The organism is Flavobacterium sp. MAHUQ-57, from assembly GCF_051908335.1.
Taxonomy (GTDB): domain Bacteria; phylum Bacteroidota; class Bacteroidia; order Flavobacteriales; family Flavobacteriaceae; genus Flavobacterium.
The window spans coordinates 1531931-1554829 of sequence record NZ_JBPZTE010000007.1 but is presented as its reverse complement, the minus strand read 5'-3'; the positions used below and the strand labels follow the sequence as shown (position 1 = coordinate 1554829).

Annotated in this window: 18 protein-coding genes; 2 read left to right on the top strand and 16 right to left on the bottom strand. The window is 36.5% G+C overall.

Translation table 11 applies throughout. From position 1 onward, the window contains the following. Window positions 1-2: 2 nt before the first annotated feature. Genes ACS8MM_RS15035 through ACS8MM_RS15020 form a run of 4 tightly spaced genes read right to left on the bottom strand, consistent with a single transcriptional unit; the run spans window position 3 to window position 6371 of the window. Window positions 3-527: a DUF3341 domain-containing protein gene (locus tag ACS8MM_RS15035; RefSeq protein ID WP_379718423.1), complete on the bottom strand. Its 525-nt coding sequence runs from the start codon at window positions 525-527 to the stop codon at window positions 3-5. A 6-nt stretch (window positions 528-533) separates the two neighbouring features. Beyond that, window positions 534-1940: an NrfD/PsrC family molybdoenzyme membrane anchor subunit gene (gene nrfD, locus ACS8MM_RS15030; RefSeq protein WP_379718420.1), complete on the bottom strand. Its 1407-nt coding sequence runs from the start codon at window positions 1938-1940 to the stop codon at window positions 534-536. 27 nt (window positions 1941-1967) lie between these two features. Beyond that, on the bottom strand, window positions 1968-5003 hold the full coding sequence (locus tag ACS8MM_RS15025) for a TAT-variant-translocated molybdopterin oxidoreductase (protein ID WP_379718417.1): 3036 nt from the start codon (window positions 5001-5003) through the stop codon (window positions 1968-1970). 33 nt (window positions 5004-5036) lie between these two features. Continuing rightward, window positions 5037-6371, bottom strand: a complete 1335-nt coding sequence (locus tag ACS8MM_RS15020; RefSeq protein ID WP_379718414.1) for a c-type cytochrome — start codon at window positions 6369-6371, stop codon at window positions 5037-5039. A 216-nt stretch (window positions 6372-6587) separates the two neighbouring features. Here ACS8MM_RS15020 and ACS8MM_RS15015 point away from each other — a divergent pair, with 216 nt between their 5' ends. After that, entirely contained in the window at window positions 6588-6977 is a 390-nt protein-coding gene (locus tag ACS8MM_RS15015; protein WP_379718410.1) for an SPOR domain-containing protein, read from the top strand. 65 nt (window positions 6978-7042) lie between these two features. Next, window positions 7043-7720: a hypothetical protein gene (locus ACS8MM_RS15010; protein ID WP_379718407.1), complete on the top strand. Its 678-nt coding sequence runs from the start codon at window positions 7043-7045 to the stop codon at window positions 7718-7720. A gap of 49 nt (window positions 7721-7769) precedes the next feature. On the opposite strand, the gene ACS8MM_RS15005 is transcribed toward ACS8MM_RS15010, so the two are convergent. From ACS8MM_RS15005 to ACS8MM_RS14950, 12 genes are all read right to left on the bottom strand, one after another. Further along, window positions 7770-7937, bottom strand: coding sequence for a hypothetical protein (locus ACS8MM_RS15005; RefSeq protein ID WP_379718404.1), 168 nt, complete (start codon window positions 7935-7937; stop codon window positions 7770-7772). A gap of 384 nt (window positions 7938-8321) precedes the next feature. After that, window positions 8322-9899, bottom strand: coding sequence for a hypothetical protein (locus ACS8MM_RS15000; protein ID WP_379718401.1), 1578 nt, complete (start codon window positions 9897-9899; stop codon window positions 8322-8324). 236 nt (window positions 9900-10135) lie between these two features. Continuing rightward, on the bottom strand, window positions 10136-11272 hold the full coding sequence (locus ACS8MM_RS14995) for a type II secretion system F family protein (protein WP_379718398.1): 1137 nt from the start codon (window positions 11270-11272) through the stop codon (window positions 10136-10138). Further along, window positions 11262-11735, bottom strand: a complete 474-nt coding sequence (locus ACS8MM_RS14990; RefSeq protein ID WP_379718395.1) for a type II secretion system protein — start codon at window positions 11733-11735, stop codon at window positions 11262-11264. Before ACS8MM_RS14990 ends, ACS8MM_RS14995 begins: the two co-directional genes overlap by 11 nt. Next, window positions 11728-12057, bottom strand: a complete 330-nt coding sequence (locus ACS8MM_RS14985; RefSeq protein WP_379718392.1) for a hypothetical protein — start codon at window positions 12055-12057, stop codon at window positions 11728-11730. Before ACS8MM_RS14985 ends, ACS8MM_RS14990 begins: the two co-directional genes overlap by 8 nt. Then, window positions 12045-13304, bottom strand: coding sequence for a hypothetical protein (locus ACS8MM_RS14980; RefSeq protein WP_379718389.1), 1260 nt, complete (start codon window positions 13302-13304; stop codon window positions 12045-12047). Before ACS8MM_RS14980 ends, ACS8MM_RS14985 begins: the two co-directional genes overlap by 13 nt. Window positions 13305-13306: 2 nt before the next feature. Continuing rightward, window positions 13307-13813 (bottom strand): hypothetical protein, encoded by a 507-nt coding sequence (locus ACS8MM_RS14975; RefSeq protein ID WP_379718386.1) that lies wholly within the window; start codon window positions 13811-13813, stop codon window positions 13307-13309. A gap of 1 nt (window position 13814) precedes the next feature. Beyond that, entirely contained in the window at window positions 13815-14759 is a 945-nt protein-coding gene (locus tag ACS8MM_RS14970) for a hypothetical protein (protein ID WP_379718383.1), read from the bottom strand. Next, on the bottom strand, window positions 14759-15487 hold the full coding sequence (locus ACS8MM_RS14965; RefSeq protein ID WP_379718380.1) for a hypothetical protein: 729 nt from the start codon (window positions 15485-15487) through the stop codon (window positions 14759-14761). Before ACS8MM_RS14965 ends, ACS8MM_RS14970 begins: the two co-directional genes overlap by 1 nt. Before the next feature lie 584 nt (window positions 15488-16071). Then, window positions 16072-16467: a hypothetical protein gene (locus ACS8MM_RS14960; RefSeq protein WP_379718377.1), complete on the bottom strand. Its 396-nt coding sequence runs from the start codon at window positions 16465-16467 to the stop codon at window positions 16072-16074. Between the two features lie 6 nt (window positions 16468-16473). Next, a complete protein-coding gene (locus ACS8MM_RS14955) occupies window positions 16474-21225 on the bottom strand; it encodes a lamin tail domain-containing protein (RefSeq protein ID WP_379718374.1) in 4752 nt (1583 codons plus the stop codon). 41 nt (window positions 21226-21266) lie between these two features. After that, window positions 21267-22769, bottom strand: coding sequence for a tetratricopeptide repeat protein (locus ACS8MM_RS14950; RefSeq protein WP_379718371.1), 1503 nt, complete (start codon window positions 22767-22769; stop codon window positions 21267-21269). Window positions 22770-22899: the final 130 nt, after the last annotated feature.

The following is a 22899-nucleotide window of genomic DNA, read 5'->3' as shown; positions in this document are numbered from 1 at the left end:
AATTAATGCTTTTCAACTACTTTAACTTCAACTGCACCTGTACTTTGTAGGAAAGAAGTTAATTCGTCTTCATTATTATTGACAGCGATCTCCATTAAAAAGTGATCATCTGTTGTACGAACATCTGGATTTTCAGCTTCTTTGAATGGCCATAATTTACTTCTCATATAGAACGTAATTACCATTAAGTGTGCTGCAAAGAATACAGTTTCCTCAAACATTACCGGCACGAAAGCAGGCATATTTTGAATATAACTGAAACTTGGTTTACCACCGATATCCTGTGGCCAATCACTAATCATGATATTATTCAATAACCATGTTGCAAATGACAAACCAGTAAGACCATATAAGAAAGCACAAATCGCAATTCTTGTTGGTGCTAACCCCATTGCTTTATCTAAACCGTGAACAGGGAATGGAGTATAAACCTCTTCAATATGGTGATGTGCTTTACGAGTTTGCTTTACAGCATCCATCAAAACATCATCATCAGTATATAGTGCATGTATTACTTTATGACTCATGACTTCTTAGTGATTATCGTGATTATGACCGTTTTTCTCTCTATCTGCTTTGTAGTTATCTCCTGAAGTTTTCAAGATTGTTTTAACCTCCGCCTGTGCAATTACAGGGAATGTTCTTGAATACAATAAGAATAATACGAAGAAGAATCCAATAGTACCAACGAAGATACCGATATCAACGAATGTAGGTGAGAACATTGTCCAAGATGATGGTAAGTAATCACGGTGTAACGATGTTACGATGATTACGAAACGCTCAAACCACATACCTATGTTTACCACAATTGAAATGATGAATGAGAACATGATGCTAGTTCTTAATTTTTTGAACCACATGAACTGCGGAGAGAACACATTACATGTCATCATCGCCCAGTATGACCACCAGTAAGGACCAGTTGCTCTATTCAAGAAAGCATATTGTTCATACTCAACTCCTGAATACCAAGCTACGAATAACTCGGTGATATAAGCACATCCTACGATTGAACCCGTAATCATGATTACAATGTTCATTAACTCGATATGCTGAATTGTAATATAGTCTTCAAGGTTACACACTTTTCTCATGATGATAAGTAAAGTATTTACCATCGCGAATCCTGAGAAGATCGCTCCCGCAACGAAGTATGGCGGAAGGATTGTCGTATGCCATCCAGGAATTACTGAAGTAGCAAAGTCAAAAGATACAATAGTGTGTACTGAAAGTACCAATGGAGTAGCTAAACCTGCCAATACAAGAGAAACCTCTTCGAAACGTTGCCAGTCTTTTGCTCTTCCTGTCCATCCAAAAGAAAGGATAGAATAAATTCTTTTTGTAAAAGGAGTTACTGCTCTATCACGTAACATTGCGAAGTCGGGTAATAAACCAGTCCACCAGAAAACTAATGATACTGATAAATACGTTGAAATAGCGAATACGTCCCAAAGTAACGGTGAGTTAAAGTTAACCCATAATGATCCGAATTGATTTGGTATTGGCAATACCCAGTATCCTAACCATGGACGACCCATGTGGATGATTGGAAACAAACCTGCTTGAACTACCGAGAAGATAGTCATCGCTTCTGCAGAACGGTTAATCGCCATTCTCCATTTTTGACGGAATAATAACAATACAGCTGAAATTAGCGTTCCGGCGTGACCGATACCAACCCACCAAACGAAGTTAGTGATATCCCATGCCCAACCAACTGTTTTATTTAATCCCCATGTTCCAATACCTTCGGTAATTGTGTATAACATACAGCTTAAACCCCATAAAAAGGCTGCAAGTGCTATATAAAATACTGTCCACCATTGTTTATTAGCTTTACCCTCTACCGGACGGGCCACATCGACAGTAACATCGTGGTAGCTTTTACTTCCAAGTACTAAAGGTTTTCTGATAGGTGCTTCGTAATGAGACGACATAATCCTTTATCTTATTTCTTATTAATATTAATTTCTAACTTTTACTTGGTAAACAACATTTGGTTTTGTTCCAATGTGCTCTAATAAATGATACGCTCTATTATCATCAGCCAATGCTGCCACTTTAGATTCTTTATCATTTACATCACCAAATACCATTGCTCCAGAAGTACATGCATTTGAACATGCTGTTTGGAATTCACCATCTTTCACTAAACGTCCTTCGTTTTTAGCTTTCAAAATAGTCGCTTGTGTCATTTGGATACATAACGAACATTTTTCCATAACCCCACGAGAACGAGCGTTAACATCTGGATTCAATACCATACGACCTAAATCATCATTCATATGATAGTTGAATTCGTCATTGTTGTTGTACAAGAACCAGTTGAAACGACGTACTTTATACGGACAGTTGTTTGCACAGTAACGAGTACCCACACAACGGTTATATGCCATATGGTTTTGACCTTGACGACCGTGAGAAGTAGCAGCAACCGGACAAACAGTCTCACATGGAGCGTGGTTACAGTGCTGACACATTACTGGCTGGAACACAACTTGAGGATTATCTGAAGCAGATTCCAATTCAATATATTTATTTCTTGAATCTAATAATCCAGAAGCAGATTCTTTTTTCTCAAGATCTCCTTTGAAACTTTCTTCAGAAGAATAGTATCTATCGATACGCAACCAGTGCATATCGCGACTTCTTCTTACTTCTGATTTACCAACTACTGGTACGTTGTTTTCTGCATGACAAGCAATAACACAAGCTCCACATCCAGTACAAGCATTCAAGTCAATCGATAAATTAAAGTGGTGACCTATACTACGATCAAAAGATTCCCATAAATCAACCGACTCAGCCGGAACTTCTTTATGATCTAAAGAAACTACTGGCATGATATTCCAATCGGCAGCATCTTTAGTATTAAAAATTTCTAAAGTAGTCTCCTTAATGATGTCTCCACGACCCATTAATGTTTTTTGCAACTGTACACAAGCAAATTCATGCTCACCATCTGCCTTAGTAACAGAAACCGTTTGTACATTGTTGAAATTATTATATAATTTGTAAGCATTAACACCTACTTGCATTTCTTCTTTCAAAGCAGCTTTACGTCCGTAACCCAAAGCTAAACCAACAGTTCCTTTTGCTTGACCAGGTTGGATCATAACCGGAACATTTTCCAATTTAGCACCGTTTACTGATAAAGTAACCAAGCTACCGTTCAAACCACCGTTAGCAACATTCCAGTTCTCTAAGCCCCAAGCCTCAGCATCTGCTTTAGCTACAGTAACATAATTATCCCAAGAAGCTCTGGTGATTGGATCTGGAAACTCTTGCAACCATGGATTGTTCGCTTGCTGCCCATCACCCATACCTGTTTTAGTATACAATACTAATTCAGTACCGTTTGATTTTGCATTTCCTAAAACAGCTGCTGCACCATTGAAATCAGCACCAGCACCCGCACCTGCTCCAACCTCAGTAAAAGCAACACCATCATGTACTAATTGGTTCCAAGATTTTGCTCCTGCCCAAGAAGAACGGATATAATCATAGTACGTTTGAACATTACCAGTCCAAGACAATAATGCATCTTGGAATTGTACTGTATTAAATAACGGACGAATTGTAGGTTGAGTAACCGCGTATTGTCCTTTCACAATACTTACATCACCCCAAGATTCTAAATAATGTGGAGTTGCAACAGCAATACTAGAAACCAAAGCCGTTTCATCTTCTTTCATTGAGAAAGCAACAGAAAGTTTAGTTTTCTTTAATGCTTCAGCAAATTCAGCACCATTAGGTAATGAATATACTGGATTTACACCACTCATAATTAAAGTATGTACAGAACCCGCTTTCAAATCTGCAATTAATTGCTTCACTTCAGCAGCATTTCCTTTTCTGATTTGACGTGAATTAGCCGGATTAAAAGCCTCACTCGCTAAAGCGCGGTTGATCGCTAATACAACCAATTGAGCATTTTTATCTTCAATACCCGAAACCAACACACCTTTGCTACCAGCAGCTTTCAACTGTTGTGCTGCTTTAGTTACTGCATCTTCTCCTTCAAACTTAGAAGTGGAAACTGCAGCACCAGTAACAATACTATATATTTTAGCTAATGCTTGTTTTTGAGTCGCAACATTCATCGGCACACGCTTATCAGCGGCAGCACCAGACAATGTCATGTTTGCTTCGAACTGGAAGTGACGAGACATTTTTCCATTTTGAGGAATACGTCCTTGTGCATAACCAGCATCGAAGTTTCCACCTTGCCAGTCTCCTAAGAAATCAGCACCAACAGAAACAATTACATTTGCTTTAGAAAAATCATAATCTGCTAAAGCTCTTTCACCATAAACTGTTTGGAAAGCATCCAAAGCTTCTGTTGAAGAAACAGCATCATATACTACATGTTTTGCATTTGGATTTGCAGCCAAGAACTGACCAATTAATCTGTCAGTTGAAGGCGATGCAGAAGTATTAGTCAACAATACTACTTTTCCTCCTTTAGCTTTAGCCTCAGCAACGCTAGCTTTAATTTTAGCATTTGCCTCACTCCAAGAAGCATCTTTTCCTGCAATTTTAGTGTTTTTCAAACGTAAGCTATCGTATAACGATAAAACTGACGCGTGAACACGAGCATTTGCATGGAAATTAGCTCCCTCAATTTTATTATTTTCAATTTTGATAGGACGACCTTCACGAGTTTTTACTAAAATGTTAGCAAAATCGAAACCATCAGAGAATGATGTAGCATAATAATCTGCTAAACCAGGGATGATTTCTTCCGGTTGAACTACATAAGGAATTGACTTATGCACTGGACCTTCACAAGCAGCTAAAGTAGCCGCTGCAGTACTGAATCCAACATACTTAAGAAAATCACGACGTGTTGTGTTAGAAGATGCCAACGATGCAGCATCACCTAAAAATTCATCCGTTGGAATTTCTTCCACAAACTCGTTATTTCTAAGCGTCTCAACAATAGAGCTATTTTCGTTTAGCTCCTCAACACTTTTCCAGTATTTTTTGTTTGATGACATATTGTATATAAATATTAGCTTCTTAATAAATAATTAGTAGTGACATTTACCACATTCTAAACCTCCCATTTGCGCTGCAGTCAATTTGTCTACACCATATTTTTTAGAAAGTTCTGAGTGAATTTTTTCGTAGTAAGCATTACCTTCTACTTTTACATTCGTCTCACGGTGACAGTTCACACACCATCCCATAGTTAATGGAGAATGCTGCTTCATCACTTCAAAAGTCTCAACAGGTCCGTGACATTTTTGACACTCAATTCCTGCAACCGAAACGTGTTGTGAGTGGTTGAAGTAAACGAAATCCTGCAAGTTGTGAATTCTCACCCATTTCACAGGCTTTTCTTTACCTGTATACTTTTGAGCTGTTTTATCCCAACCCACTGCATCGTATAATTTTTGGATTTCTGCAGTGTAGAATTCTTTAGTATACTCTACATAGGTAGAATCTTTATCTCCTTGGAATTCTGAAATATTTTTATGACAGTTCATACAAACATTCAACGAAGGAATACCTGCATTTTTACTAACACGCGCTGCAGAGTGACAGTATTTACAATCGATACCGTTATCCCCAGCGTGAATTTTATGCGAATAATGAATAGGCTGAATTGGAGCATAATCTTGATCTACACCTACCTGCATTAAGTAGCCATAAGCAAAATAAGCACCTATCAACAACATTAAAATCGTTGAAACCAAAACCAAGAACTGATTCTTAACAAAGGCATTAACAACAGGCAATACAGTAAATTTCTTTTCCGCTACCTCTACTCCATTAGCTTTAGCAATTTTAGACAACACATTGTTCACCATGAACAACATACCAACTAAAACAGCCAACACTACAGCCAACAAACCTAAAACCATGTTGTTAGACAACCCACCTTCTGAAGAAGCACCAGCTTGAACATCTTGTCCAGTTGTTACTTTTGGCTCTTCTTTTCGCTGAGAAGTATACGCTAAGATATTATCAATATCCGCTGCAGACAACTGAGGAAATGCTGTCATTGGAGTTTTGTTGAACTCCTCAAAAATTTTCACTGCATCAGCATCACCAGAAGCAATTAACTGAGCCGAATTGTTAATCCATTTCCCTAACCATGCTCTATCACGACGTTCAGCCACACCCCTCAAGGCAGGACCTGTCATTTTAGCATCTAACTTGTGACAAGCCGCACAATTTGCATTGAACAAAGCTTTACCCGCAGCCACATCACCACCAGCAGCAGGAGCCGCAGCAGTTTCCGAAGCCGGAGCCGCCTGAGCAGGCTCTTGAGCAAATGAACTTAAAGAAACAGATAATAATAACGAAAGACTTAACGTTACTATTTTAAAGATCGATTTATGGTTTCCCACCTTTTTCATATATTAAATGATTATCATCTAAATTCGGCATGATTTTTTCAGTAGTTGAACACTGAATACAATATGCCATTTAAAAAACTCCGACAAAAATACGACTTATGAACTATTCTCAAAACCTTAAATATATCTTAATTATTAATTTATAATTATTCTAAATAACTTTTTATTCACACAGTATTCCTGATTCCATTACTTTTGTACAAATTTACATTCATTATGAGATTTTTAGATTTTTTTAAGAAACCACAATACCTAGTCTTAACCGTTTTGTTTTCAGCTTTTTGTTATGCACAAGATGGAAAAACATCTGTAAAACAAGATCCAAGATTTGAACAACTGCTCGCAGAAAAAAGAAAAGTCAACAGTTCATTAAATGTGAACGAACGATTCAAAATACAAATCTTTACGGGAGAAAGCGAACCAGCAAAGAAAACATTGACCGAATTCCGAAAGACCAATAAAAACACAGATGCAACAATTGTTTTTAACACACCTATCTACAAAGTTTGGGTTGGGAATTACAAAACGAGAATTGAAGCTGAGAAAAAACTTTCAGAAATCAAGAAGAAATACCCCAATGCATTTCTGGTAAAACCCAATAAATAGTCCGAAACTTAGTTTCGGATTTTTTATTTCAAAATCATTATATTTGGTAATCAATAACAAAGAAAATGAATTCAAAACACAGCATCATCGCAATAGCAACAGCATTCTGTCTTCTTTCTTGCAAAGAAGAACTACAACCTCAAGCCGATTCTTCTGCAGTAAGAGCAGAACAAAACCAAACACCATCGACGCCTAAAACAACTACAACTCAAAACACACAAACAACACCAGCAGCAACTACAACACAAGCAAAAGGACCGGTAAATCCAGCACATGGGCAACCAGGCCATCGATGTGACATTGCAGTTGGCGCTCCATTAAACAACAATACACCAAACACGTCACAAGCACCCGCAGTCACCAACAAAACTGCGACTCCTCAAAACGTAAAATTCACACCACAAATGACAACCACTCAGGTAAAAACCGCAAAAGGCATGAACCCGCCCCACGGTCAACCTGGTCATCGTTGTGACATTAGTGTTGGTGCTCCTCTTAACTCAAAACCCAATACAACTACAACCACAACCAATAACAACACCAATTCATCTTATACCGTAACACCCAGCACACCACAAGGCACCACCCCTAGCCTTTTAACACCAACTACAGCAACTCCTGCTGCTTCAACAGCAACCGCACCCGGAATGAATCCTCCACATGGACAACCAGGCCATGTTTGCGGTATCGCAGTAGGCGCACCATTGGATAGTCAGAAAAAAGAGGAAAAGAAAACAGAATAAAAAAGAGCGCCAATGGCGCTCTTTTTTATTCTGTAAGACATGAAAATTTTTAATTAATCATATCCTTATCGTTCGTTTCAATTTCTTGAATCTTTTTATAGTCATCATTCATTTTTTGCTCTAAGTCCTTTTTATCCTTTTCATTTTTAAGGTACAAAAAACGAACAAGAAAAATAACGAATATTAAAGCTATTGCTATGTAAAAATAGTTGCTCATACTAATTGATTTATACTACTAAATATACACACAATTTAGCATATAAAGGTTATGCTAAGGTTAAATAAACAAAAAGTTGCAAAAGTATCATAAAGCAACTATTTCAACCATCTTTAATCATTTCAATTTTAATAAAATCAGAACAACTTCGTTTTATAACAAACGACATACTATACTACCTATCCGATTATTAAAAAAACTTTCAATTGCATCATAAATTAGAATTAGCAACTTAAAGAATTTGACTATTCAACATGACAACCAAAGAGAACATTACACTAAATGATACATAATAATTATAACTTCATTTCCAACAAACCATAAACAAACGCCGTTTGACGCAACAATTAATTAAAAAGGCACTCTTACAGAGCGCCTTTTTAATTAATTAATTTTCTTTTCTAATTTTTCAATCCTTTGATTTTGTTCTTGAATTAACTTATTCTGAGCTTCAATTTTTTTATTTTGCTCTATAGTATAAAGCGTAAGCTCTTCGATTTTTTGTAATAATTTAATTTGGAATTCACCTACATTTACACCTTCTTTTTCCATTTGTTTGGCAGAAGCAATTTCGGGTAAATGTTTCTTTTCCTTGATATGTTTTTCTACATCTTCCAATTTGGGAAGATTATAATCTTCTTCAAAAACGAAATCGGCAGTAGGCGTATTAGTTACTTTAATTTCTTTAGCTTCTATTTTTGCATCGACTTTCATGTTATCACTAAAAGAAGATTTACCTATAACATCAAGTTTAACAGAAGGCGTTGTTGTACCAATCCCAATATTCCCATTGTCTTTCACTACGAATTTAGCCGGTTGATAATCTCCTTTTGAAATTCTCCATTCTTCTGTTCCTACATTACCGAAAAACCAGTTATTCGTTCCATCAAGTAATTGTGTCTGAATACCCTCAATATATCCACCTGTAGTTGTATTTCTTTTCAATGTCAACATAGGAGAATAACTCTGAATAGTATGCGCTTCTGAATAAGAATCCCCAACAACATGTAATTTATAAGTAGGAGACACTGTTCCAACTCCAACATTACCATTATCAATTATTTTCATTCTATTTGTCCCAGCTGTTAAGAAATTTATGGAACCAGTTCCTCCGGTACTGTAGGTGGAATTAATTTTCGCCCCATCTGTATCCGCAAAAAGTTCAATTCTATTATTTCTTGTACTATTATTATCAAATAATGAAATCTTACCACCTGAACCTTGGGTCGTTGAAATATTACCATTAACATCAAGCTTAGATCCAGGATTTGTAGTTCCAATACCAACATTACCAGTTTCTCTTACAGAAAAATATTCGTTTAGCGACACAGTTGTACCGTCAGCTACAGCTTGATTAGCAGGATTAGCATACACATGAAACCCTCTGAAATCAGTAACAATAGCAGACTTAGCAGGTGTAATAGGTGTACTAGATGCCCAAGCACCTGCAGTTCCTACTTTTGCTTTCACACCATAACCCATAAAAGCACCACCAGAATCACAAAGCGCGCCCCAATTCACTACCGTACCATTACTATATCTTCCCGACAATATATTTTGTCCTTCCGGAGTTCCTCCAGCACCGGCAAGGATAGTACCTCCTAAATCAATATTTCCAGCATCATTTGTTACTAGCAACTGTCGCCAAGTGCCCCAAGCGGCATCCTGCGGATTGGCATTTCTGTAAAATATCCCAGTATTATTAAAATTAAGTTGGTGGTTTTTATTACCGGTATTATCAGACCAAGGCGCAATGGTAATATTTGTTCCATAGGATCCTGTTGCAATACCATTCAGACCAACAGCCGTGATAGTCTTGAAATCTGCTCTAAATTTAAAAGGACTAAAATTAGGTGCGTCAGTTGTAGTTTCCGAACCACTGTTTATCCCTAAAGCAGTTGGTGTTTGAGCATTTGAAACAATGCAAGACAATGTTACAATAGCAACGAGTAATTTTTTCATGAGAAGTAATTTCTTATTTTTTTAGATATAATAAACCAAGAAAATTCGCAAATTGTATTCATAGTCGTAAGCACACAGCTATGATCAATCAAACTGATAAATTATTGATATAGTATACAAGGGAATAATTCGGGTGCAAAAATAGTTTTTTAGTCAATACTAGAAACTAAAATCAAAAAATAATTTTGCTTTTTGGCATTCCATTTATTGATTGGAATATTTTCATTTATTCTCCATTAGCCAATAACACTGCTCAACTGAAACATTGGTAAATACATTGCAATCAACAAAACAGCCACCAACCCACCAACAATTAAGATAATGAGCGGTTCAAGCACAGTTGACAATGTTTTGGATTGCGTTAAAAGCTCTTGACTGAACTGCTCATTCAATTGCTTAAAGACATATTCCGTTTGATTGGTTTCTTCTGCTACTTTTACTAGAGAAATAATTCTGTTGTCAAACAACATCTCTCCTTTCATACTTTCGCTCAAAGAATTCCCCAAGATAATCCTTTGTTTGATCCTTATGAGAGATTCTTGCAAAGGCACAAATCCTATCATTTCTGAAACCATTTCAATACTAGTCAACATAGGTACTTTGGAAGCAGTTAAGAGTGCAACAGCCTGAATAAATTGCGCCATATAAACTTTAACTACAAAAGTTCCTGCCAAAGGGGTTTTAAGTAAAACATTATCAGTGATTTTTTTATAAACTGGATTATTCGCAAAGAACTTTACAGAAAACAAAAAAGACAAAATCAATACCAAAAAATAAAGACCAAACTCTTTTAAAAGATAGGATAAGCGAACCACCATTTTAGTCAAAAATGGCAACTCCATATTATTTTGCCTGAAGATATCTTCAAACATCGGCACTACATAAGTAAGCATAAATACAACAACCAACATGGCGGTACACAACACGATAGAAGGATAAGTCAAAGCGGCAATGATCACTCTGTTTTGTTCATTTTTACGAGCATAATAAACCCCTAACTCTTCACAAATCCTGTCAATATTACCCGTTTCTTCACCAATTTTCAATGATTGAACTTCATATTCAGAGAATTGACCCGTCTTTTTCAAAGAATCAGAAAAAGATGCTCCTTGTATCAAATCATTCAAAACACTTTCGATACGTTCTTTGTCATTTTTCTTTTTAATGGATTCCGATATAAGTCCCAAACCATCTTTAAGACTAACCCCTGCTTTTAGCAATACTGCTAACTCCTGATAAAAATATTGTTTCTTTTTTGAACCGAAGCTCTTACCGAAAATTTCAATTTCTTTCTTTAGAATACCATCTAGTCCACCATCAAAAGATTTTCCACCCGATACTTTTGCTTCCGTGTTTTCTATTTTAAAAGCCATCTATAATCTCCTTTCTTGAAAAAACCAAATCATTCTTCTTAAACACAAATATCTTATATCCTTTTATCTCATTTTCACAAGAAACCGAAACAGCATCAATTGTACCAGTTCGAGTGGTAACAGATTCAAAGAAAACATTCTCTATGGTTGCCTTAACGCGAATTGTATCTCTATTTCTAAGCACAAAATCTTCTTTAAAGTCATATACAACACTATCCAATTCTGACTTCATCTTCAATTGTCTCAAGTGTGTTGTTTCAACGATTTGCATACGATTGAAATCACTCCATAACATTTGTTCAAGAAAAACAACTTCGACAGCTTTCTCATTATCCTTACCAATAACTTCGATTTGTTTCTGAATGATGCGCAATACTGAAAATGCTAAACCGACCACAATACCGGTGATAATCATTACGACTATCAATTCAGCCAACGTAAAAGATTGTAGTTTCTTACTCATAAACTCTCTCCCTCTTTACTTCATTTCCTTTGGCATTAACAGCTATAATTTCATACGTGGTAATTCCATTTATAATTTTGCTATTAATCACAATTTTCCAACCTTGATATTCCTCACTATACGGAACAGGTCGTTTATGATTCTGCAGCTCATATTCTAAAACATTCAACCGATAATTCACAATAAATTCCTTTTTAGAATAGGTATTCAGAACAAGATTATTCAAAATAGTACTGGCCACCATGAAAATAACTACAATTAACACCGTTGCTATAAGAGCTTCTACAAGCGTAGCCGAACGTAATTTCCTCAATACAACCATTTCACTACTCCCTTCTTTTGTTTCGCAAACAATAAACCAGAATATATCTCCGGAATAGTTACATTTTCGATAGTCCCGTTATTTATGTGATTTACAAAAACAGAACCTGCCTCATTCACCACAAACTGATTTACAAATGCAGCTCCTGATATCTTCCCTCTAATTTCAAGATTTCCATTACAAAAAACATGACCGGTTACCCTTACCCCTTTTTCAAAAAGCACATTAGTCCTAAAATTACTCATTTGCTCATATTGCTTCAAAAAGCAAACATTCCCGTTTACTATAGCATTTTCAGCCAGTTGGAGAATTGCTTCATTTTCATTACTATCACTAACTGCATTATCATTAATTAGGACTAAAGCAGATGGGTACTCTAATTCAGCACCTCGTCCAATTCTAATTGTACGGGAAGCAATAACTTGAAAACATCCTTTAACATTATCATCAATAATTACTTCAGGAGCAATGATAATAATATCTTTTAGTTTCGCTGATGCTTTTACATGCACTACTTTATCAGATTTGAGAATGAAATTACCCGTAACACTTACATTGTCAATTATAATTTCCGAATTGGAATACAAGAGGCGTGTAGCTTTTCTGAAAGAATTACTATGTATACCTTGAATAAGATTTCCTATTGGTTCAGAAGGTTGATTCGTAGTAAAATAACCTTTTAATACTTTAATAAAATCAACATTAAACTCCGGAAGTTTTGGCCCATTAACCTTAACTGTTCCATTAATTAATTGTCCACCATAAAAGCTGTTGCCGTTAATATATCCCGGCTTGACACCTTGTGATGGCAAAAAAACATTTCCTTTTATTATAGTTTGACCCACAACCGTTAACGGATTATAGTTTTCTTTAAGACATAATGTTGGTGATGTTTTGGCGTTAAAAATACCGGAAATAAGAGCTACTTTTTCAAATACCTTTTTTCTGTTGCTTGTTCTGACAAATGCTTTTTGAAAACTACCCCATTGTGAAAGATAAGATTCACTAAGAAAACCATGTTCTCTAAGTTGAACTTTAGCAGTATCGGTAGATATTTTTTCCTGATATAGCAATGAGGCAATCCCATTATTTGCCAACTGCAAATTTTCGATAGAAGCTTTGGATTGTTGTTTGAAATACCCAAGAGTATAAGCATACAAAATCATTCCCGACAGCAACAATGCGATAAGTACCGCAATAAAAACCGTAAACTGAAGAGCACCTGATCTTAACCTTTTGAAAATCATTTTCATTCTTCAATTACGAACAAATTGACTTCATTTTTATATTTCACATCAATGGTTTCACGGTCACCTTCAATCAAAGTAACCTCATTCTCAGTTGAGCCAATCTTCATCAAATAAGTACGCCCATTGATAACAAGCATAAAAACCTTATTCTTGTTTTTCGTATCAGAAACAATTCCTTTGTATTTGATCTCTGGCCAAACCAAAGGTTCTTTAATTTTAATCTGTGGCTTCACCTTTTTAGCACTTTTAACGGGTCTACCATTTGAAGAAGTTGAATTTGTTGATACAGACTGATAACTCCCTCCAAGAAATGGGTCTCTGAAATTAACATCTATTTCACTAGTATCGGCTGCAAACTTTTTAATTGGAGAAAGATTTACAGGATGAACCGACCCAGTGTTTAACTGTTCTTCCTGCTCTGAGAATGAAAAGAATTGATATAATACGCTTCCCCAGATACCTAGTACCAGAGGCAACAATATATAAATACTTTTCTTGTTCTTCATTTTAATTGATTATTAAACTATATACAGTACTTCTGTTTCCTTCATTACCTGCAACATCAAATCCTTTCACAAACCAATAATACGTCCCTGATGGCAATGTAGTAGTATATCCACTAGTCGCCTGTGTTTCAGAATGCAAATCGGTTAAAGCACTATTCTTATAAATATAAATTGTATCATATTCGGCACTGCCAGAAATATTCGTTCTTGACCAGCTAAAGGTTAGACTGGTCCCTGAAGTGGAACTTGCATTTGCTGGCGCTAATAAAGTCGGAGTATTGGGTACAGTTGTATCTACTTGTATTGAATTAGCACTATACAAAGTATTTTCTGAACCATTACTGGCTCTTACCCTCCAGGTAAAACTACCATCATGAAAAGAATAGTTAAAATTAGTGGCGCTTAAAGTCTGATTCGTTACAATCGTGTTAGTAGAATCATAAATCTGTAATTGATAATTTGTAGCACCAATAACTGACTGCCATTGAAGATTGTGAGTGGGTACTTTGGTAATAAAATTATTGGCAGGTGATGTTAACAACACAACATTATCCTGAAAATTAGAATTATCTGCTATAGTAATAGTTCTGGTCTTAAAAGGTGTTGAAGTATTTCCGCTAATTGCTCTTACCCTCCATTGATAGGTTCCGATATTCAACTGAGTTGTGAACGTAAGCGTGGTCACCTCGGTATCCACCAAAATTTGGGAAGGAGCATCGAAGTTAGGCTTTGCAATTTGGATTTGGTATTTTTTGGCATATTGAACAGCCTCCCAATTCAAATTCACAGTTGTTGTATTAAACTGTGCGTTATCCTGTGGTGCCACCAAAACGATTTCTTCTTCTGAAATATCATCTTCCAATAAAATTTCTTCGCATGAAAGAAAAAGAAAAGAAGTAAAAAAAGCCAACAACCTAACAAGCAATTTCTCTTTGTTAATCATCATTACATTTTAAATAAACTCTCTTCTCTTTTGTCTTCCTTGATTTTTGAAAAGCTCTTCCCTTGGCAAGAGCTTCCGGAATTAACCACATCGGCAATATACCACTTCCCTTTAGCATTCGAAGACCAGCAAAATGAACCGGATTGATACCCTAATACACGATCCTGCTTCAATTCGAGCGTTCCGGTCTTTTTCCCTTCATTAAACAACGCAACCGTATATTTCTTGTCCAGATTATTCACCAGATAAAGAGCATCAGCCTGTTTGATTTTTAGTAAATCTTCATTGGAAAGGTAAACTGCTATGGAAGAAACCACCTTAACATCCGAAGTATTCGACAATAAAGTAAAAACCTTTTCATTATAGGTTTCATTCAATTCGTTGACATAACCCAGTTTATCGGCTATTTTAAGAACCACCATTTCAGGTTTCACATCTAAACTATCAACATAATTCAACTTCGCGGTATTCTGATTGTATTTATTTTTCTTAAGATAACTTTTGGCCGTCTTTTTGGAAAACGGAATTATTTCAACACTTAAGCGGATTTTATTTTCCAATACAGGAAAAGCAGTACTTTCAAAGGTATTTTTAGTAAACGACGATTTTACCGAACCAATACTTCCCAATTCAACAGTGCTGTTGGTTACATCGTAATTTTCCTTATTGATTTTTATAGACTGACAAGCCATCAGCAAAACAAGCAACAAACCGGATGCTATTTTTTTCATTTTTAAAAATTTGGGGGTAAAAGTACGGATTAAAAGGGATAACGCAAAACTATCGTTTCAGGACTGAACATCATCAAAACCTAGTCCAATATCTTTTCTAATACAAGCAACCTACATTGAACAATAATCTGAAAAATACCCATTAGTTGGTAATAGTGTAGGGAAGAAAAATCAGTAAAAAGAAAATGCAATCGCTTTTTGGAATTTTTGGGTTGTATTCCTGTTTATATAAAAAACAGCAACTTTCAAGTTGCTATAGTACTTAATTTTATTACTTTATTTTTGAGTTTAAAACATTTTACGATTGTCCTAAAACATATCTTATTCAAAATCAACGCTTTGAACACAATAACATCTTAAAGACGCTATCCATCCGGCAAAACAAAGGAAATTAGATTGTAATGAGAAGTAAAACTGACAGCAAAAATAAGATTTTGGAATTCTTAAGCACTATTCTTTTGTGAAAAAAATTCTTTCTTTTTCAATCTACTTTTGGATTAATTCTCATAACAAAAAAAACACCCGCTTAAAAGCGGGTGTTTTTTGTTTGATATAACATCTCTCAAAGCATGAGATTTTAAAATTTACTTAATTTGAGGCAATCCTTTCCAAATTATAATTAATTGTGAAATAGTAGCTATTATATAGATCAAAACAAGTTCCTTTTTAAGAAATCCTTCCATATTAATATTTAATTTTTCTTTAAAAACATTTATCATTTCAGACTCAACACCCTTAATAAAATCTAACAAAATCAAAGAAAAACTGACAAAACACAAAATCAAAAAAGTCCCTTTATCAATTAAAAAAAATTTGATTAAAATATTATTATAAAAAAATTTTACACAAAATAACATTCCAATACAAAATAATAAAACAAGAAAAAAAACAATTTTATTTTGTCTTTTTTTGTTCAAAAACATAAACAAAAAATAATTTAAAGCAATAAAAAAAAACGAAACAACAACACTATTTATCATAAATTTCTATTTTTTAAAATATTCATAAAATGCTTTAACTGGAACTTCTAAAGCGGCATCTTTATGCACACCAATTCCAAAACCAAGATTAAAACCCCCTTTAACAACAAGATTACCTGTACTATTATCATAATAAAGCGCTCTTGATATCCCAGCATGTGCAGACATGAGACTTCCTCCTTGTGTATAACTTACCTTTACTCCTAAAATTGTTGTACCCATAACCCAATCACCTTTAGCAATATAAGCTCCTGCATTTCCTTCCGATGCAAAACCATACTTCCCTCCTTCTCCAACAAGTATTCCTGTTGTAGTATTGGCCTCTAAACAACCAATACATCCACTAAACTCATCGTAGGTATTAAAATTTTTCGAACCAGCTCTCACAGTTGCTTTGCCTTTCAAAAAAGAATAATCAGCCCCCAAATCAGCAGAAAGCGGACCATATAAAATCCCTCCTTTATTAGTATTATTGAAAAAATTAACTTCATGAAATGTAGCCTTCCCATTAACTTGAAAGAATGACCTTGTATAATCAAAATTCATACTTCCTACAGCTCCACTAAACGTACTACCTTCATACTCACTCATAGGTCCGTAAGTATTAAAGTAATTGTGATTAGCTACAGCAATTTCACTCAGCACAGTTGTATGATTCCAAATATTATTATACTGACTAAAATCACCACCACAAGGTATACTATTTCCTTGCGCATCATAACACCATCCCCCATCAGGATCTATCATTTGAGCTGGATTGTTCCCCATACCGACATATGGACTTGAAAATTGTCCTTTAGGATCAGGATTCAACCATCTTCCTATACGACCGTCCCACAAACGCAACTGAAAAGCTTCCATATTGGTTTCACCATCCATTTCCTGTCCTTGGTAAGCATAACGGTATACTCCTGTTATATTATCACGAGTTGGCAGTTTTTCACCAAACGGATAATAGTCGGCATACATATACATTGTACCGCTTACTTTCTTCTGTGCCAATGCTCTTATATTTCCTAAATGATCGGTAATTTCATATTTCATAAAATCCCCTTGGCTGTCTCTCAAATAGACACCTAAACGAGCCAACCCATAAATAGGCAACTCTTTCTGCACAACGTTTCCTGCTGCCAGTTTATTATAAATCGCCATAGATTGCCCTGAGAAATCAAGCACATAATAGTCTGTAAACTGTAATATCCCTGAAGCATCGAAAGACTCTTTTTTAACACGTTGTCCACGCTCATTATAATAGAATTTTACACGAGTAACTCCTGATTTTTTTACTTCAGTAGTCAATCCTTGAGTATTATAAAAGTACTCCAAATTTTCAGTGGCATTTTTCTCCAATTGTCCAATGGCATTATATACATAAGCCGTATTCCCTTCTAAATCCAAATTATTTGAAGATGTAGCAATCCCTGTATCATTAACACTATTCAATTGGTTATTTCCAGCAACATAACTGTAATCCAGGACATCCACGGCCTGAGAACTATTGTCTGTACGCAGAAGACTTTTAATATTACCGTTGGCATCATAGGTTAATGCCCCTTCTTTAAACATCCCTGAAGGTGTAATAGCACCTGTATTATCAGTACTGCCAAAAGTAGCATCAGTCAACCATCCGTTTCGGTTATAATTGTATGTGTAAGCTTTTTGACTGGCCACACCTCCGGTTATATCATCTTTGTTAGCCCAGCGCATCGCCTTGATGTTCCCGTTAAAATCCTGATTAGCTCCGGCAATAGTAGGTGAAGACGCAATACTGGTATTAGATCTCTGATAATCTCCGTTGTGATAGTCCAAAATAACCCCAAATATATCATTTGCATCATGTCCAGGATCTTTGGCCTGCTCCAAGCTTGGGTGATTAATACTTTTAAGTTGACCTCCCAATGTATACACATAATCCAATCCCTGTACTCCCTGACCAATATTAGTACGTTTTAATTCACCCGATACATAATACTCGTAATCAGCATGGGCAATAAAACTGCTATTATCAGTAGATGTTTCTACTTTAGTCAACATATTGTTTAAGTTATATGTACAACGGTGCGCAAAAAATTCAGCAGCTTTATCTTTTTGAAAAATCACTTTACTCACATTCCCCTTATAATCATACTCATAATGTATCGTTTTAGCTCCTAATCCATCATTATATTGCACCATCCAGACTACACGACCGAAAGTATCATAACTGTACCATGTCATCGTATTAATGAATGAGCTCACCTTACTAAAGGCAATCACTACATTACCTTCTAGATTTTCCTGAACATAATTAGCCACATTAATCCCTTCAGCCGTTAATACATTTAGCAAAGACAAGCTCGACGGGATCATAACAGAAGTCCGGTTATTCTCTGGATAATCATAAACAATCCCTCTCAGTTCAGATACTGTCCCAGAAATTAAAATCTGGTCATCAGTTTTTAGCAATGCTTGCATCCAAATACCCTGTGTATCTGTTACCACACCGCTTTCTACTACACGGGCATATTCATCATAATTAGTATAAGAAACTTTAGTATCGGCCTGCATCTCGCTTTGCGAATAACGGATTTGTCCGTCTTTACGGTAAGCAAACTTGCTAATACCTTCATCAGGGCTTTCCACCTCTTTTAGTTGACCTTGATCATTATAAGTAAAAGTCGAAATAAATGCCTTAGTCAAAGGATTCATATGTAACGGAACATCTTTAACAACTGTATTAAGTTCATAACCGTTTGGTTGCACACTTTTCATCAATTGTCCAGTTTTGTTATACACATTAACCGCATACTCATAATAATTCACATTATACGATACTCCTTTAGCACCATTATCGTAAGTAATGGCACCTCCAGATGGAGTTTGCTCTATATATACTTTAGGATCTGCCGTTGGGATTGTCGTCGCCTCAACACGGTAGCCATTACCCGATGCCAAAGTCGTAGGTGTTGGGGTAATCTGCAAACCGGTTTTCAAATCAAACACTTTATAATCTGCAGTAACATTACTCCCAAGAAGAACACCGTCAGGAGCTCCTGCAGGAATATGTACATCCACATACCCTTGGGTTCCAATCAACGAATATACCGGATAACTGGTTGACCCTCCCGAACGGGCAGTAGCTAATCTTTTACCCTCTCCATCAGTGAAAGCCACATTCTCCACTCCGTTAGCATCCACACTCACCGATTTGAAGAATTTAGTAATCACTTCTTCTTTTCCGTTATTGACCGCTCCGTCATAATAATTATAACCGTATACATAATACATTTCCTGTGCCGCAGGAATCGTATACGAATAACCGGTCCTCCATTCATTGTCAATCTTATTTCCTCCAACAGTATTGATTGTATTACCTGGATTCAAATTGTTATCATAATTGATTTCTGAATAAGGCTGTTGCGCTGTGGCTTGATGCGTTTCGTAAGTATTATTATCACTGTAATATTTATCCACAAACTGTGATTTGTATGTGGCATCCGACAAATACTTCACATTATCAAACCCCATACAGGTTGGTGCAGGAAATGATTCTTTCCATCTTCTCCCAAAATCATCATAAACCGTTTCGGTTCCCCAAGTCAGATTCGTTTGAAAATCCTTAGTCACTGACACTTTTGGCTTGCCCAAATCATCAAAATAGGTTTTGGAATGACCAATTATACTCCCGTCTTTAATATCAAAAGCGAAGGATTCGGTATTGTTATCATTATTGGGATTCACAAATGTGGTTGAAGTCATATTGGGATCCAATGGCATCAAGGGAACTGCAACTTGCGGGCTCTTACCCGGTGAAGCCGTAGCTACAGCAAAAGTTGTTGTTCCTCCAGCATAATAACCCTCGACAGTCGAGCGGTAAATCGCTTTTCTAAGATTATCGTCAATTCCCGTATAAGTTCTGTTTCCGCTACCATCCAATATATAACTTCCGTCAGGGTTTCGCGCTGGGATACCTCCTAAGGGGCCTTTAAAAACTCCTCCGTCATCATTACTCAAGTAAGGACCAATTTCAGCCCGGTTAGCATCATCATAACCTACATGCAAGTTGTTAACTTGATCTTGTTTATAATAAACCTGGTCCACAAGTTTCCCGTTAGGAGCATGAAGTGATACTTTATCTTCCAGATTGAACAAAACCATCGTATTTTGCAACACTATGCTGTTGGCTGTATTATAGCCACTTGTCGTTAGTACATCAGGGAACAATTCTTCGAATTTAGCCCTGCCACCAATGGCATTCGGCGCTCCACCTGCTGTCTGTCCCGGATATTGATCTGACATTGCTCCATACCACTTGAATCCACCATAAGTAATGATCTTATGTCCGCCCGGCGGAATAATGAAATCCCCGTTAACAGCATCAGCCGTGAGGGTAAACTCCGTATGGTTATCCTTGATAATCCAACCTGTTAAATCAATTGGTGAAGTTGAAGAATTGAACAATTCAATATATTCTCCGAAATAGTGGTACTTATCCTCAATACGTTCATTAAAATGCGTATCAAAATGAACTTCCGAGATCACCACTTTACCATATTGGTTACACAACAAAGGATTACCTGTCGAACCTTGGTTATTAATTCTCGCTATAAAAGTAAGGTTCGGATTGGTTATCGCACTGGCTCTGAAACCGGGCTTCATACTAACCGTTTGTGCGTCCTCTACAGTTTGCGACCAGGTAACCGGCGTAGTAAGAACGGTTTGGGCGTGAAGACCGAAACTTAAAATGGATAACCCTGCTAGTAAAAGTTTTTTTATCATAAAAACAACGTCTTTTGTTGTTGATTGTTAGTTGCTATTTTTTAATTTCTCTTTTGGACAAATTGATCCTTCGGATTGAATTGTTTCAATTGTGCCAGGATCCTTCCGCTCTGCTCCCTGTCCCCTGCCGAGTGGTACACTTTGTAAAGCAAATGGTACAACGGGATTTTATGCTTGAACGATTCCTTTTGTTTCTTCTCCGAAAGGGTTTTCAGTTTTGTGAAATTGGTTCTGGTAACTTCTCCTTCCTTAAGTCCGATCTCCAATACTTCCCTCGCCTTCTGCAAATTACCCGAAGCCAATAACACACTTGCATAACGGTAAATCAATTTGTTTACCACAGCCGGTGAGTTAGTCGTTACAATTGAAATGGTGTTCTCCAGCATGCTGATGGCTTCCGTATAATTTCTTTGGGCCACATATAATTTACCCAGTTTATCCATTACGTCAACTGCTGTCTTGTCTACCAGGTTGTAGTTCTCCAGAATCATTTTCGCGATCGAAACACCGTTATTCAAAGATTCAGCCGTTACTTTCCCTTTTCCGTAAGCCTCCTCGATGGCATCCACCACTCCAAGGTAACTGTAAACCGAAGGGTGTTTGTCAGCGAACTTCTGACGCTCTTTGATCAGTTCAAAGTACTTCCCATTGGCATGGTAAGCCTTCTTCAGGTGGAAAAACGACAGGGAGTCTGATGGGTCCAGATCAAAAAGTCTTTGCGACAAAACAAGGCTTTTCGAAGTATCTTTCTTATGTCTGTCCAATAAAACACGCAAGTGTTTCTTTTTTTCTTTGGTGATATGGAAGGCTCTTTGTGTTTGTTCCGAAGCCATATAAAGCGGGATCCTTCTTTTGCTATCCAACTTGGCAATCACAGCCTCGATTTCTGCATCGGTCTTAACCGCTACAGTTGCTTTGATCTTCTGGTTAACCTGTTTGGCATGCGCATGTTTTTGCTTTGCAGCTTCCTTAGGCGCGACTTTAGCTGAAAGGGATTCTTTGGCTTTGGCGATCTTCGAAGTTCCTTGGGTCAAATAAGGCTTGACACCTTCAAGGGAAACTGCCTTGCGGTATAATTCTTCGGCATCGTTTACAAGCGACACGCTCTTCTTATTCTGTTTTTTGAATATTTTGGCCTGTTTCTGGTTCCCTTGTTCTAAACGCACCAATGAACGCGCAGCACGGTCATAGAATTGTCCTTTACTTGGGTTTTTCAAAACACCCTGCCTGAAGAGTTCGGCCGCAGCCAAATGGTTATTTTTAGTACCATATACATTGCTCAGCGCATCGTAAAACTGGATATAATTAGGCGCAAGTTTAATACACTCCAAGTATAATTCCTCGGCTTTCTTATAGTCTTTTTTATAGAAAAATTCTTTGGCCTGTTTTGCCAATTGCTGTGCTTCTTTAAAACCTCCTTGGGTAGGAACGGAATCTGCACTGAAAACACGGTTAATCGCGCCCAGTTCCGAAACCGGTAACATCGCTGCTATAAATCCCCATGAACTTAACTTGATAAAATCTTTCCTGGAAAGATGGTCCATAATTATTTATGAATTGAGGAAAGAAAAGGAGAAGAGCTATTTTGTGAAAAACAACCAACCTAACATCGGGTGATAAGCTCCTTAACTACTGTTTTGGAATCTTCTCCTTGAACTTTCAAAATTAATATAT